15 protein-coding genes are annotated in these 14,776 nt (G+C 32.3%); 7 read left to right on the forward strand and 8 right to left on the reverse strand.

Features of this window, described 5'->3' with window-relative positions:
• The first annotated feature begins 58 nt into the window (after positions 1 to 58).
• On the forward strand, positions 59 to 1,456 hold the full coding sequence (gene nhaC, locus HMPREF2706_RS06090; protein WP_037550066.1) for a Na+/H+ antiporter NhaC: 1,398 nt from the start codon (positions 59 to 61) through the stop codon (positions 1,454 to 1,456).
• Positions 1,457 to 1,846: 390 nt separating this feature from the next.
• On the opposite strand, the gene HMPREF2706_RS06095 is transcribed toward nhaC, so the two are convergent.
• Complete coding sequence (locus tag HMPREF2706_RS06095) at positions 1,847 to 2,557, reverse strand: CHAP domain-containing protein (protein ID WP_049428300.1); 711 nt, start codon at positions 2,555 to 2,557, stop codon at positions 1,847 to 1,849.
• Positions 2,558 to 3,158: 601 nt separating this feature from the next.
• Here HMPREF2706_RS06095 and HMPREF2706_RS06100 point away from each other — a divergent pair.
• The 4 genes from HMPREF2706_RS06100 to HMPREF2706_RS06115 all read left to right on the forward strand — a co-directional run bounded on the left by HMPREF2706_RS06100 (position 3,159) and on the right by HMPREF2706_RS06115 (position 6,982).
• Entirely contained in the window at positions 3,159 to 5,129 is a 1,971-nt protein-coding gene (locus HMPREF2706_RS06100; protein ID WP_070862257.1) for a helix-turn-helix transcriptional regulator, read from the forward strand.
• 35 nt (positions 5,130 to 5,164) lie between these two features.
• Positions 5,165 to 5,893, forward strand: a complete 729-nt coding sequence (locus tag HMPREF2706_RS06105) for a transcriptional regulator, SarA/Rot family (RefSeq protein WP_070862258.1) — start codon at positions 5,165 to 5,167, stop codon at positions 5,891 to 5,893.
• A gap of 36 nt (positions 5,894 to 5,929) precedes the next feature.
• Positions 5,930 to 6,253, forward strand: coding sequence for a PH domain-containing protein (locus HMPREF2706_RS06110; RefSeq protein ID WP_002432947.1), 324 nt, complete (start codon positions 5,930 to 5,932; stop codon positions 6,251 to 6,253).
• Between the two features lie 387 nt (positions 6,254 to 6,640).
• Positions 6,641 to 6,982 carry a SarA family transcriptional regulator gene (locus tag HMPREF2706_RS06115; protein ID WP_002432301.1) on the forward strand — a complete coding sequence of 114 codons (342 nt, stop codon included), beginning with the start codon at positions 6,641 to 6,643 and terminating at the stop codon, positions 6,980 to 6,982.
• Between the two features lie 110 nt (positions 6,983 to 7,092).
• Here HMPREF2706_RS06115 and HMPREF2706_RS06120 read toward each other — a convergent pair whose 3' ends face one another.
• From HMPREF2706_RS06120 to HMPREF2706_RS06150, 7 genes are read right to left on the reverse strand one after another with little or no spacing between them, the layout of a single operon-like run.
• Positions 7,093 to 7,929: an urease accessory protein UreD gene (locus tag HMPREF2706_RS06120; RefSeq protein ID WP_070862259.1), complete on the reverse strand. Its 837-nt coding sequence runs from the start codon at positions 7,927 to 7,929 to the stop codon at positions 7,093 to 7,095.
• Positions 7,929 to 8,543 carry an urease accessory protein UreG gene (gene ureG, locus HMPREF2706_RS06125; protein WP_002453820.1) on the reverse strand — a complete coding sequence of 205 codons (615 nt, stop codon included), beginning with the start codon at positions 8,541 to 8,543 and terminating at the stop codon, positions 7,929 to 7,931. Before ureG ends, HMPREF2706_RS06120 begins: the two co-directional genes overlap by 1 nt.
• 12 nt (positions 8,544 to 8,555) lie before the next feature.
• Positions 8,556 to 9,245 carry an urease accessory protein UreF gene (locus HMPREF2706_RS06130; protein WP_002432764.1) on the reverse strand — a complete coding sequence of 230 codons (690 nt, stop codon included), beginning with the start codon at positions 9,243 to 9,245 and terminating at the stop codon, positions 8,556 to 8,558.
• Positions 9,238 to 9,690 carry an urease accessory protein UreE gene (gene ureE, locus HMPREF2706_RS06135; RefSeq protein WP_049428293.1) on the reverse strand — a complete coding sequence of 151 codons (453 nt, stop codon included), beginning with the start codon at positions 9,688 to 9,690 and terminating at the stop codon, positions 9,238 to 9,240. The genes HMPREF2706_RS06130 and ureE overlap by 8 nt, the downstream gene beginning before the upstream one ends.
• 11 nt (positions 9,691 to 9,701) lie before the next feature.
• Complete coding sequence (gene ureC, locus HMPREF2706_RS06140; RefSeq protein WP_023351288.1) at positions 9,702 to 11,417, reverse strand: urease subunit alpha; 1,716 nt, start codon at positions 11,415 to 11,417, stop codon at positions 9,702 to 9,704.
• Positions 11,417 to 11,824 (reverse strand): urease subunit beta, encoded by a 408-nt coding sequence (locus HMPREF2706_RS06145; protein WP_023351289.1) that lies wholly within the window; start codon positions 11,822 to 11,824, stop codon positions 11,417 to 11,419. The genes ureC and HMPREF2706_RS06145 overlap by 1 nt, the downstream gene beginning before the upstream one ends.
• A gap of 13 nt (positions 11,825 to 11,837) precedes the next feature.
• On the reverse strand, positions 11,838 to 12,140 hold the full coding sequence (locus tag HMPREF2706_RS06150; RefSeq protein ID WP_002469713.1) for an urease subunit gamma: 303 nt from the start codon (positions 12,138 to 12,140) through the stop codon (positions 11,838 to 11,840).
• A gap of 256 nt (positions 12,141 to 12,396) precedes the next feature.
• Here HMPREF2706_RS06150 and yut point away from each other — a divergent pair, with 256 nt between their 5' ends.
• Together yut and HMPREF2706_RS06160 are read left to right on the forward strand one after the other, a co-directional pair.
• Positions 12,397 to 13,296, forward strand: coding sequence for an urea transporter (gene yut, locus HMPREF2706_RS06155; protein WP_049428292.1), 900 nt, complete (start codon positions 12,397 to 12,399; stop codon positions 13,294 to 13,296).
• A gap of 247 nt (positions 13,297 to 13,543) precedes the next feature.
• Positions 13,544 to 14,689 (forward strand): acyl-CoA dehydrogenase family protein, encoded by a 1,146-nt coding sequence (locus tag HMPREF2706_RS06160; protein ID WP_070862260.1) that lies wholly within the window; start codon positions 13,544 to 13,546, stop codon positions 14,687 to 14,689.
• Positions 14,690 to 14,776 lie beyond the last annotated feature (87 nt).

Genomic DNA, 14,776 nt, shown 5'->3' on the forward strand with positions numbered 1-14,776 from the left:
ATCACAAGTTTACGAAAAGAGGTTTTGCATCAAAAAACTGCTGAAGGGAGCAATTAATATGACGCATAAGTACAGGAAACCCACATTTTTGGAGTCCTTATCTACGATTATATTTATGGTAATAGTGGTAGTAATAGGATTTATCTTCTTTAATATACCTATTCAGATATTATTATTAATATCATCAGCTTATGCTGCATTTATTGCATATCGAGTTGGGTTAAGATGGGAAGAATTAGAAGAAGGTATAACTAAGAGGCTTACTACAGCTATGCCTGCTATTTTTATCATTTTAGCCGTAGGGATTATAGTTGGCAGTTGGATGTTTTCTGGAACAGTGCCAGCATTGATTTATTATGGCTTAAAGTTCTTAAATCCGAGTTATTTTTTAGTTTCTGCATTTATCATCAGTGCAATTACTTCGGTCGCTACAGGTACAGCTTGGGGGTCAGCATCCACAGCAGGTATAGCATTGATTTCAATTTCAAATCAGTTAGGCGTAGCGCCTGGTATGGCTGCAGGTGCAATTATTGCAGGTGCAGTGTTTGGCGATAAAATGTCGCCTTTATCAGATACAACTAATTTAGCCGCATTAGTTACTAAAGTGAATATCTTTGCTCATATCAAATCAATGATGTGGACAACAATTCCTGCATCCATCATTGGCATGATTGTGTGGTTCTTTGCGGGATTGCATTCAAAAGGTCATACGAATCCTAAACAAATACAGACATTACTCCATGAGTTAGATAAAGTTTATAACATTAATTTAATTGTATGGATTCCTTTAGTTGTAATTGCGGTTTGTTTATTTTTAAGAGTCTCTACAGTACCATCCATGCTCATTTCTAGTTTAAGTGCTTTAATTGTTGGGACATTTAATAATCATTTCAATATAGTTGATGGTTTGAAAGCAATGTTTGAAGGTTTTAATCATAGTATGGTAAATCAATCACACTTATCTAAGAATGTGACCACTTTAATAGAACAAGGTGGTATGATGAGCATGACAGAAATTATTGTTACTATTTTTTGTGGCTATGCCTTTGCAGGTATTGTAGAAAAAGCAGGATGCTTAGATGTCATGTTAAATACTGTATCTAAAGGTGTAAAATCAGTTGGAACTCTTATACTTATTACAGTGGTTTGTAGTTTGATGCTTGTTTTTGCAGCAGGTGTTGCTTCTATTGTAATTATCATGGTTGGTGTGTTAATGAAAGAAATGTTTGAAAAGATGAATTTATCAAGATCGGTATTATCTCGAACACTTGAAGATTCAAGCACTATGATTTTACCACTTATTCCATGGGGAACTTCAGGTATATATTATTCACACCAATTAAATGTGTCAGTAGGAGATTTCTTTATTTGGACAGTACCTTGTTACTTGTGTGCACTAATAGCAATTACTTACGGTTTTACAGGTATAGGTATAAAGAAATTAAATAAAAGTTAAGTTTAATATTTTTACAGAGTGGAATATACTAAATATGTTGAAACAATATACATAGATATAACTTGTAGCGATTATATCTAGTGTTGGTTTTAGCATATTAATATCCTTCTATATAGTGATTGTATTTATTTTGTAGCGGAATAAATACTTGACTGTATGTAACGAATTCTTTTATACATCTTAATTATCAATTTTAAAATGATATAGAAAGACTAAACAAGAACATTTGAATTTGTTTTAGAAAAAACTATTTTTAGCCTATTACTTTCTAAGTAATAGGCCTTTTTTATGTTTAATTATTTTTAAATTGATAGGGCATTCAATGAATAAAAAAAGCATTCATACCTAAAATGGAATGAATGCTTGACGTTATTAAATATAATTGCATTATTAGTGAATATAATTATAAGAAGCAGCTTGACTAGCTGAGATAGTACGTGATGTTACAACACCTACACCGTGGCCATAGTTCATTTCTGAAACAGTAATTGAACCATTGCTGTTGACACTCTCAACATAGGCAACGTGACCAAATGCACCTTGTGAAGTTTGTAAAATCGCACCTTGTGAAGGTGAGTTATTTACTGTATATCCTGCTGAAGCGGCAGCGTTTGCCCAGTTATTAGCGTTACCCCAAGTAGAGCCGATTTTTCCACCAACTTTATCATATACATAGTATGTACATTGACCTGAAGTATATAAGTTACCACCTGCTGAAGATGCGTTTGATAATGACACACCATTTGAAGATGGAGCAGAAGTTGTTGTTACATGTACGTTACGACTTGTTGAAGAATAGTTAGCACCTAAGCCACCAGTTTGGTTATTAGAATTACTATAATTACTGCTATTGTAATTATTATTTGAGTAGTTACTGTAACTATAATTGTTATGAGAATTTAAACGATTTGGGCTCCAGTTACCTTTCCAAGTGTAGTGGTAATCTCCTTGTTGATCGATAGTGTATGAGTAACTATATGAAGTTGGATCATTTGGATTATAACCACCATTATTTTGTTCTGCTGCGTGAGCATCGTTGTGTGCAAAAGCGAAAGTAGCGATTCCCGCAGTTGCGATTGTAGCTGTAGCGATTTTTTTCATTGTTAAATATCCTCCTGAGAATTAAATTATCTTTTTTATTTAATAGTCATGTGACCAATGAGTTACTAATTTCTTTCGTTCTTTTTTAACGACAAGCAATACTTTATCAGAAAAAAGTATGCTTGTGTGGCTTGTTAACGTTTTGTAATTTTTTGCTAATATTGTTACACGGTTTGTTATAATCCAACATTTTAGTCGAATCTGTTGGAAAACGATTATGACGGCATTTTATTTTTGTTTGAATTAAAAAACATATTTTGTTGTTACAACACTGTAAATTTACAGAAAATTCTTAAAGCAAATGTATTTAAATATTTATTGAATTATATATTGAATAAACTAGATGATGTTTGCCTGTTCAATAAATCGTTTGTGTGGATATTGAAAGATTTATTAAGGATATTAATCGAAAAATATTAGGTAAAGCTATTTAAATTAAAAAGAAAATTGATATAATATTAATCTAATTTGCTACAGCTAAAAATTTAAAGATTGTATAATTAAGAATGAAATATAGATGTTGTCTAGTTAAATTTAGTTTTTAACAATCGGGGAGAATTTTAATAAACAAAAACACAATACTACATTGTGAGGCAGACATATGAGAGAGAATTATTCGATACGTGTTTTTAATCAATTAGCTATTAAAACAACTAAAGCATTAAATGTAAGAGTATTCTATTGTTTACAAGGTAAGAGTGAGTTAACTATTAATTTGAACAAGTATGAATTAATTAAAGATGAAATTGCATTCGTACTTTTAAATGATACATACTCATTTAAAAGTGAAAATGATTCAATTTGCTGTGTTATTGATATACCTTATGATTCATATCTTAGAATTGCGAATAACTCAATGTTATCTAATGGTCTAAAAATAAATAAAAATGAGCAAGAAAGAGTTAAATTTTGGATAATAAAGTTATTGGAATTACATACTCTAAAAAAAGCTTACAAAACAGAGGCCAATAAATTAATTCTGTATTTAATTGTTGAACTAAGTCATTTTGAGAATACTGACCACCCATTTAATCAAAAAATGTACATTTCAGAAGAAGTTCATGAATATTTAGTTAATCACCATGAAAATAAAATAAATAAGCAAGACTTAGCTAATGCAGTTCAGTTATCTAATCAAACACTTACAAGTATGTTTAAAGAAACGCCCTTTCAAACATTTAACCAATACCTTAACCATCTACGTTTAAAGTTTTGTCTAAATGATATTTTAACTACACGTCGACCTATAGAAGAGATAGCAATTGATCATGGCTTCCACCATTATTCTCGATTTATACAATTATTTAAAGATACTTATGGTAACACACCTAAATTAATTAGAAGAGATTATATAGCAACGTCTATCTTCCAAAATAAATCTGAAGAAATTGATTTAAATCGACATATTCTAAAGTCTCTAAGTGAATTCAGAGAAGAAACTTCACTTGAAATAGAAGAGCGTACAATTAAAGTGGCAGAAAGTAACAATATATATCAATCACCGGACTTTTATATTGAACATATTAACAATAATTATTTTGACCAATGTTCATTTCTAAACATGAAAAGAGCACTAAATATCAATAAAGGAAATGTACATTATATAGTAGATTTAAATTATAAAGATATATTTAAAGATAGAGAGTCGTTTATAAAAGAGTTGTTACAACTTCTTCAATTTATATCTGATTTAAATATGCATCCTATATTTAAAGTATCAACTTCAAGGCCAGATGTATTTAACTCATCAGAGAAAATGTCATTTCATCAAGCATTGGAAGTATTATTTATATTTTTGCGTCAATTTAATCATTTTCAATTAGGGTTTTTAATAGAAGAAGTTAAGTGTAGTTTAATCCACCAGTTACAACAATCTATTAATAAGTATTTTGATGATTATCAATTGATTTATCGAGTAAAACCTGGCCAATATGAAGAGTTAGGTTTAGCGCGAATAGTAAATGATGTGGATAAAATAATGATACCGATTAACTTATTAGAGGACCTCGATATTTATCAGTCTAAAATAATTATTGAAGTAGACCAATTAATAAAAAATAAGGAAAAACTACTAAATATACAAACAATTGATTATATAAGATTATTAATGAACCAATATGATAAAGTGAGTGGTTTATCGTTACCTTATTTAGAAAAATATGTGGTAGTTAATATAGCTCAACAAGAGCCGAATGCATTCCAGTTAGTATCTTATGTAATCAGTATGTTAAACCAACTGAGAGGCGAAATAGTTTATAGAAATAACCAGATGGTAATGACTCGATATAAACACGAGTATCAAGTAATTACATATTTTTTAAATATCAAATCAAAGATGAATGTGAATCAATATCGATTAATTTTTTCAGATATTAAACAACTCAACCATGCAGAGGTAGAGTATTTCGATATTCAAAGGTATGCGATAAGTGAGAACAATAGTCTGGACAATCTAATGCTTTATCATCAACACCATTGGTTAGCAAAATTAAATTTCAAAGAAATTTCAACATCTTCGATAGAAATTCCTAAAGATAGTATTGCCCATATTAAATTTCTTATTTCATTGTAGAGCGTGGTTGGTTGCTAAGAGAGGATTGTCATCATATGCATCAACAGAAGATTAAAAGTTTTCTAGCTCACTTTGTATTAGATCACATTTCGATAAAATATTTGAGAGTTTCCTATAATTTAACGGTGGAACAATTAAAATTATTACAATTCATATACCATTTTACTGAGAAACATAAAGAAGGATTAAGTTTGAATGCTATTATCTTTTATAGAAATTATTCAAAAAACCATCTTCTTAAATTAATAAATCAACTATATGATTTTAATTGGCTCACTAAAAAACGTGATCCGCTTGATCAACGACGATTAATCATTTGTCTATCAGCAGTGCAACATGAAAAAATAGCCCTTATGTTTGAGGATTTTAAATCATTTTTAGAATTAAAATCTAAATCCATCGCTTACATTAATCAACATACTGCACTTCCTTATTATTTAAATTGTCATGACCAATTTGAAAGCATTGAAAAAGTGCCGTTTCAAGACCAGTTATCTTTAGAAGAATTATATATATTAGGGCTACTGATTATTAGTAATGAACCATCCACTTATAAAAATATTAAAGCTCATTTATTAAAAGGGGTTGTTACAGTCAGCCCTATTATCAAAAAATTGTATGCCAAAGGATATATTAATAAAAGTAGAAGTACTGAAGATGAGAGAAATATTGTTTTAAGTGTTAATGAAGAAAAAGTGGACTACATTAAATCAACCATTAGTGAATGTTACAATAGCTTGGAAACGGGAATAGAACGACTATAAAACAAAATTGATTTGATAAAGTAAGGAGAATAGATAATGATTTTAGATAATGTAAATCCGGACGATTTGTTCCCAACTGAAAAGAAAGGACCTTCTGTATTAGGTATCATTGAATACAATGTACAGGGGCAAAGTGAATTTGAAGGTGCATTCATTGCTACTAATGAACGTTTGATTATGAATGTAGATATGAATGGTCAATTCTATTATAGAAATATTAGATATGATGAAGTAAATCAAGTGGAATTTGATGGCAAAGATATTATGTTTGAATTTAATATCGGTAAAGTGCCTATGAAACAAATTAAAACTGAAGATGTTCAAGCATTTGTAGATTATGTTAAACAGAAAATTCAATAACTAGTATATGCTAAGTTATTCATTAATACTCCAAAATATTGGTATGCTTATGAACAGTAAAGAATAGTAAACAATAAAAACCACTCTTGACGACTATGCGATAAAGCTAATTAAACTGATAGGAATTATATAAAATTTTAAAATTACTATGATGCAATTAGTGTTATATAAATTGAATTATAATTTTTAATTACATCAAATTCACTTATATAAATGTATAGGTTAAGAAATAAATCTATAAATGCATTTTGTAGTAATAAAAATATTGAATTTTTATACCTATTTGTTTAAAATGTATTTTGTAACATGGGCGGAGAAATTTTCGGTTAGATAAAATACATGTGAACCTTGCTACAACAAGATGTGCATCAGAGGAGTGGTTTTAATATGGGAAAAATCAAAGATATCAATGATTTGGTCAATGCTACATTTCAAGTAAAAAAGTTTTTCAGAGATACTAAAAAGCAATATAATTTAAATTATGAAGAAATTTATATTCTTAATCACATTTTAAAAAGTGAATCTAACGAAATCTCTTCTAAAGAAATTGCTACATGTTCAGAATTTAAACCTTATTATTTAACTAAAGCATTACAAAAATTAAAAGACTTGAATTTATTATCAAAAAAACGAAGCGTGCATGATGAAAGAACAGTTATTGTATTTGTAACAGCGGAGCAACGAGAGAAAATTAAAAAATTAATTGTTGAATTAGAACAATATATTTAAAAAATACTAGAGAACTGAAGTTTCATGTGTGTTTTAAGGATGAAGATTTCTAAAAAAAGACTAGGTCTACTATCGGAGTAGTATGCCTAGTCTTTTAATGTGAATAATAGTTAATATTTTCTTAAAAATTCTATTTCGCGCTGATAAAGTACTTGAGCGATATATGATTGAACTTTCGTTAATATTTTTTCGATAGTTTGTGTACGATTCGCTAAAATACGTATTGCAAGTCCGTGTGTGGGTAACTGTGTAATGCCTAATCTACAATTCAATTCATTTTCATAATACGATACTTGTTTATAAATATCATCAATAAGATTCTGATTTACTTTTGGATGTATAAAATAAGCTGAGCCTAAATGTGTATAGTCTTCCATATAGCCTATTGAACTAAGTTGATTTTTCTCAGGGTTTAATAGCATATTATCATATGTGACTAACTCGTCTTCTACGTAAATTTCATTAATTAAGTGCATATATTTATAAGTGAAATCATGATCGTCTGAAGAATAGCCAGGCGTTAGAATATCTGTGTAAAACATAGAACTTTCAGCTTCTAAACGAAACGTATTATGTTGATAGAATTTTGCATTTTCATAAGCGATAATTGGATCGGCTACAAATTCCATATAAGAGTGATTCGCCAAATTAAAAGATTGATATTGTTCTACGCGATCATTTAGTGTCTTGTATATTTTTGTGGCGCCTTGGGATGTCAAGGTAACTTGGGCGTTTTCTTCAAGATTTATGTTTAGACGATACCGATCTCCATCTAAATAGCCACCACCGACGTTAACAATATAAAATGTTGGAATTGTAGATTGATTAAGATACACAGGACGAAGGACTTTCAGTGCTTTCTCAAAAAAGATATTTCGAGCAACGGAACGATGCCCGTTATTAAAGACTGTTAAGTCGAGTTCTCCTGTCCATTTAGATTGTGCCATTAAGCTAATCCTTTAAGTAGTGTATCTCGCTCAATCCATTCAATCACTTCATCTAGACCTTCATCCGTTTTCAAATTAGTGAAAGCGAAAGGACGGTTACGACGAAAGACTTTCGTATCTTCTGCCATTTGTTCTAACGAAGCACCAACATAAGGAGCTAAATCTGTTTTATTTATAATGAAGAAATCAGATTTAATCATTCCTTGTCCGCCTTTGCGAGGAATTTTCTCACCTTGAGCCACATCAATAATATAAATTGAAAAGTCTACAAGTTCAGGACTAAAAGTAGCTGCTAAATTATCGCCACCAGATTCAATGAAAATGAGTTCAATGTCATCATTGCGTTCTAATAATTCATCAATAGCAGCAAAGTTCATAGAAGCATCTTCACGGATTGCAGTATGCGGGCAACCACCTGTTTCTACACCGATAATTCTATCTTCAGGTAGCACACCGCTATTGACTAATATTTTTTCATCTTCTTTAGTGTAAATATCGTTAGTTATGACACCGATACTCATTTCTTGAGATAGACGTTTAACAACTTTTTCTATTAATTGAGTCTTACCTGCACCTACAGGTCCTCCAATTCCAATTCTAATTGGTTCAGCCATAAAATATGCCTCCTATGATATAAATATTCTCACATTCACGTTTTCATGTTCCATTTGGTTTAGTTCTAATCCTGGAGCAGTCATACCAAAATCAGATTCTGCTAGCTCTAATATGTGTTGACGTGTTTTTTCAATATATGGAATCATGTTCGTTACGACTTTTTGTCCGGCAGTTTGACCAAGAGGGATAGCTCTAACAGCGTTCTGAGTTAAACTGGATACGTTTTGGTATAAATAATAATCTATGATTGTGTCAATGTTCATTCCTAAATGATGACCTAAAATAGTAAAGCATATCGCAGGATGTAGCTTTGCTTTTTTGAGATTCATTTGTTCATGATACCACTGGATCCACGGTGCATCATAAAGTTCCATTGCCAATTTAACCATTCTCGTGCCCATTTGTTTCGTACCAACTCGAGTTTCTTTTGGCACACTTTGAACAAATATTTTTTTATCGATGTCCAAAATTTTTGTCTGATTATTATTTTCTAAAGCATCATATACAATTCGCATTGCTAAACCATCTGAATAAGTCAACTGTTCATTTAAAAAGAGTGTAAGCCATTGTGTAAATGATTCAGCATCATGTACCGTCTGTCGTTGAATATAAGTTTCAAGACCAAATGAGTGACTAAATGCACCAGTCGGAAATTGAGAATCACAGAACTGAAAAAGTCTTAGATGTTGATGATCAATCATGAGAATGTCCTATATGTCTAAATGCTTGATTTACCTTTCTATCTTCATGATTAAAAGGAATACCTAATTGCTTAAGTAAATCTTCAACTAAATAGTCATATTGAACTAACATTTCAGTATCTGTAAATTGTGCTGGAAGGTGACGATTTCCGAGTTGATGTGCAATATCTCCCATCTCTTTAAGGTTTCTAGGTTTAATTACTAATAAATCTTCAGAGTTTACGTCGACCACAATAATATTTGTTTCATCTTGGTATAAGATATCGCCGTATTGTAAATCAATCGGTTGTTTTAATCTGATACCTATTTCATTACCGTGATCAGTTTTGACACGTTGAATTCTTTTTACTAAATCAGAGTTCTCTAAGTAAACTTTTTCAATGTGTTTTTGTTTCTCTTCAGGAGATAAATTCGCAATGTTGCCTTGAATTTCTTCGATAATCATTTGTATGCCTCCTAGAATAAGAAGTATCTTTGAGTTAATGGTAATTCAGTAGCAGCTTCACTAGTGATTTTTTCACCATCTACAAATACTTCATAGGTTTGTGGATCTACATCTAATTTAGGTGTAGCATTATTATTTTTCATATCTGCTTTAGATAACTGACGTATATTTTTAACAGGACGAACCACGCGTTGTAAATTTAATTGACGGGATATACCATTTTCGTAAGCAGTGTTTGATACAAAAGTCATTGCTGTATGAGTAATGTTACCACCGTATTGACCATACATTTTACGATATTTTTGTGGTTCTGAAGTTGGTATAGAACCATTGGCATCACCGTTCACAGCTGAATTAATAAGCCCCCCCTTAACGATGAGTTCAGGTTTGACACCAAAGAATGCTGGGTCCCACACGACAAGGTCGGCAAATTTACCCGGTTCAATTGAACCAACGTAATCTGAAATACCATGAGTGATAGCAGGGTTAATTGTATATTTAGCAATATATCTTTTAATACGATTATTGTCATTATATTCAGAGTCACCTTCTAGTAATCCGCGTTGCTCTTTCATGCGGTGGGCAACTTGCCAAGTACGAATAATCACTTCACCCACACGTCCCATTGCTTGTGAGTCAGAACTAATCATACTGAATACGCCCATATCTTGAAGTACGTCTTCGGCCGCAATCGTTTCTTTACGAATTCTTGAATCTGCGAAAGCAATATCTTCAGGTATAGAAGCATTTAAATGATGGGTAATCATTACCATATCTAAGTGTTCATCTACAGTATTATGTGTATAAGGTAGGGTAGGATTCGTAGAGGACGGTAAAATATTTGGATAAGCAGCGGATTTAATTAAGTCTGGAGCATGTCCGCCACCAGCACCTTCAGTATGGTACATGTGTAACACTCTATTTTTAACAGCTGCCATCGTATCTTCCATAAAGCCAGCTTCGTTTAACGTATCCGCATGAAGTGCGATTTGGATATCAAATTCGTCTGCGACATCTAATGCATGACTTAATGCTGAAGGCGTAGCACCCCAGTCTTCGTGTACTTTTAGACCGATTACACCAGCATGAATTTGTTCAATCAGCGCTGTATGATTTACGGCCTGACCTTTACCAGTAAATCCTACATTAATAGGGAGTTCTTCTGCGGCTTCTAACATACGATGTATATGCCATGGGCCTGGAGTCACAGTAGTTGCTTTAGTACCTTCAGATGCACCAGTACCACCACCAATATGTGTAGTAATACCGCTCTCAAGGGCTACTTCAGCTTGTTCCGGATTGATAAAGTGTACGTGTGTATCTATACCTCCGGCTGTAACGATTTTACCTTCTGCAGCGATAATGTCAGTGTTTGAACCAATAATAATATCTACATTATCCATAATATCAGGATTACCTGCTTTACCAATTTTGAAAATGTAGCCATTTTTAACGCCAATATCTGCTTTGACAACTTTGTCATAATCGATAATTAGGGCATTCGTTAATACAAGATCTGCTACGTTTCTATCATCTCGGGTTACATTCGGATTTTGTGCCATGCCATCGCGAATTGATTTACCACCACCGAAAGTAGCTTCATCACCGAAATTAGCATAGTCTTTTTCAACTTGTGCGAAAAGGTTTGTGTCTCCTAATCTCACTGAATCACCAACGGTAGGACCGTATAAGCTTGTATACTGAGATTGTGTCATTTTAAAACTCATTATTGCTTACCACCTTTTTTATTCGCATTTTGTTCGCCTTCATCACCGAAAATGCCAGCATTTTCATCATTTTTACCAGTTGGACGATAGACGCGTTCTTCGTCTATATCACCATTGACCAAACCGCGGAAACCAAAGATTTTACGATGACCAGCATATTCAACAAGTTGAACTTCCTTTTCGTCACCAGGTTCAAATCTAACAGCAGCTCCAGCAGGGATATCTAAATGCTTTCCATAAGCTTTTTCGCGATCAAATGCTAAAGCTTTATTAGCTTCAAAGAAATGAAAATGAGAACCAACTTGGATAGGTCTGTCACCTGTGTTCTTTACTTCAATAACAGTTTCAGGATGATGTTTATTGATTTCTATTTCTGTACTTTTAACTTTTATTTCACCAGGAATCATTATATAGTCCTCCTTAAACTATCGGATGATGGACAGTAATTAATTTAGTTCCATCTGGAAATGTTGCTTCGATTTCAATTTCTTTTATCATACTTGCAACACCGTCCATGACATCGTCTTCATTTAAAATCGTTTTGCCATAGCTCATTAGTTCAGCAACAGTTTTACCATCTCTTGCTCCTTCAAGTAGTTCATCACTAATCAAAGCAAGTGCTTCAGGATGATTGAGTTTAAGACCTCGTGCTTTACGGCGACGAGCAACTTCTGCAGCCACAACTATCATTAACTTATCTTGCTCTCGTTGTGTGAAATGCAAAAATAATCCCTTCTTTCAAAAAAATTTGCCTTGCAAAATTAATCTTAGAACGATTTAATTGAATAAACAAGTAATGCGGTAAGATAATTTTGTTATTTTAATAAAGGTGTTTTACAATTAGTGTACAAATAACATCGAATATAATTTTTATCTAATATTTAAAAATATTCTATTAGAAAAAGGATTATTAATATTTAAGATATTTTATTTTAGCACTAGAATATACTTAAAATTTTTAAGAATTAAGGTGAAAGAATTGAAAACAATTGAAGTAATATTGAAAAATATCGCTCAGGTATTATTGATTAATAGTAAATGGACTGGTTTATTAGTATTGATTGGTTTATTTGTTGCGAATTGGAAAGTGGGTTTAAGTGCACTTCTTGCTAGTAGTATTGCTTACTTACTTGCACCGTATATGAACTACTCACAAGAAGAAATTGACAATGGGTTAGCAGGATTTAGTCCGGTACTAACTGCTATAGCATTAATATTATTCATAGACAATAATTGGAGTGGTGTATTAATTACGTTAATTGCAACAATATTAACACTACCTATGGGTTCAGCAATTAGAGAATTTCTGAAATCATATGGTGTATCTATGCTAACTTCACCTTTTGTCATTATGACTTGGATTACTGTATTAATACCTGGACAAGTTAAACATTTAACTACTGAACTAGATATCATTCCTGGTCATATTAAAAAAGCGTCATTTGATCTTGGGAATGAACATATCCAATTTTTTAAATCTCTTATAGAAGGGTTTAGCCAAGTATTTCTTGTACCAAATTTTATAGGTGGTTTATTTATCCTAGTTGGTATATTTATAGGTTCTAGGAAGGCTGGCATTTACGCAGTTATTGCTAATCTTGTGGGTTTCGTCATCGTTGGATTATTAGGTGGTAATTATACAGACATCAATGAAGGTTTATTCGGCTATAATTTAGTTTTAACGGCAATTGCACTAGGTGTTACTTTTAAAACAACGATGAATAGCTATTTGGTTACAGGTTGTGGTGTATTGTTAACAGTATTTATACATCTCGGATTAAATACGTTGCTTGAACCTTTTGGTTTGCCTGCATTAACCATGCCGTTTATTTTAGCAACGTGGTTGATGCTGTTTGCAGGAGGGAAACATCGCACTTAAATTATTTTGCTGAAGATGTAGTTCGATTTAGGAAAGTTGTTCGCTAAGTTAAGTGTTAAATATTAATTACGTAATGTAGAAAATAAAGCCTTGGATGATACAATTTGGAGATCATTCAAGGGTTTTTTAGAGGGTTCGGAAATATATTTTAATCGTGAGAAACATTTTCAAAAAGGAGACTTTCAAATATAAAAGTCGAGTGTTAAACTAGGATTAATTAAAAGGGAATGTATTTGAGGTGAGAGAAGTGGTACAGTCGTTTCTAGTACGCACAGAAATTCAAAAAAGATGGATCGCAAAGTTTAAACAAGTGGAAGATATATTTAAACAACGAGCTGCGGAAAATGATATTCAAGGTCAATTTCCATTTGAAAATATAAAATGGTTAGTCGATGAGGGATATACTAAATTGACTTTACCTAAAGAGTACGGTGGAGAAGGTGCAACAATAGAAGATATGGTCATCTTACAAAGTTATTTAGGTGCAATAGATGGCGCAACGGCTTTATCAATTGGATGGCATCTCAGTGTGGTTGGTCAATTATATGAACAAAATATGTGGGAGCAAAGTATGCTCAATACATTCGCGAATGAGATTGTAAATGGAGCGCTAGTTAATCGTGCTGTTAGCGAAGCAGAAACCGGTAGTCCTACTAGAGGTGGGCGGCCAGGTACACATGCTGTTAAAGAAGACAATGGTTATGTGCTAAATGGAGTTAAAACATTTACCTCAATGAGTAAAGCATTAACGCATTACATTGTTGGAGCTTATGTAGAAGAGCTCGATACAGTTGGATTCTTCTTAGTACCTCGAAAATTTGATGGCGTTGAAGTTGCTGATAATTGGAATATGGTAGGAATGCGTGCCACTGAAAGTCATGACTTAGTTCTTAATGATGTTCATATACCATACGAGTATTTTGTTGAAGCTAGTCGTAAACCTCAACCGAATGGGTGGATTCTTCATATACCAAGTTGTTATTTGGGTATTGCGCAAGCTGCTCGAGATTATGCAGTTCATTTTGCGGAAAATTATAGCCCCAATAGCATCGAAGGAACAATAGCAGATTTGCCGACCGTTCAACAGAATTTAGGTAAAATGGAAAGTTTATTATTGTCGGCGCGCCATTTCTTATGGAGTACTGCACAAGGTTACCAAATATATGAAGAAGATGCACAAATTTGGAATGTAACTTCAGCTAGTAAGGTAATGGTGATGAATCAAGGGATGGAAGTCATAGATTTAGCAATGAGAATCGTTGGAGCTAAAAGTTTAGAGATGGATCGGCCGTTGCAACGTTATTATAGAGATATGAGGGCTGGATTGCATAATCCTCCTATGGAAGACATGGCTTATACGAATATTGCTAAAAGTATTACAGGTAAGATGTAAGGGGTGTCTTAATACAACATGTTATCGTTCTCGGATAACATGTTGTTTTTTTAATTTTTAAAAATACGAATTTAATAAACTATTGTA

The organism is Staphylococcus sp. HMSC067F07 (assembly GCF_001837405.1).
Lineage (GTDB): Bacteria > Bacillota > Bacilli > Staphylococcales > Staphylococcaceae > Staphylococcus > Staphylococcus capitis.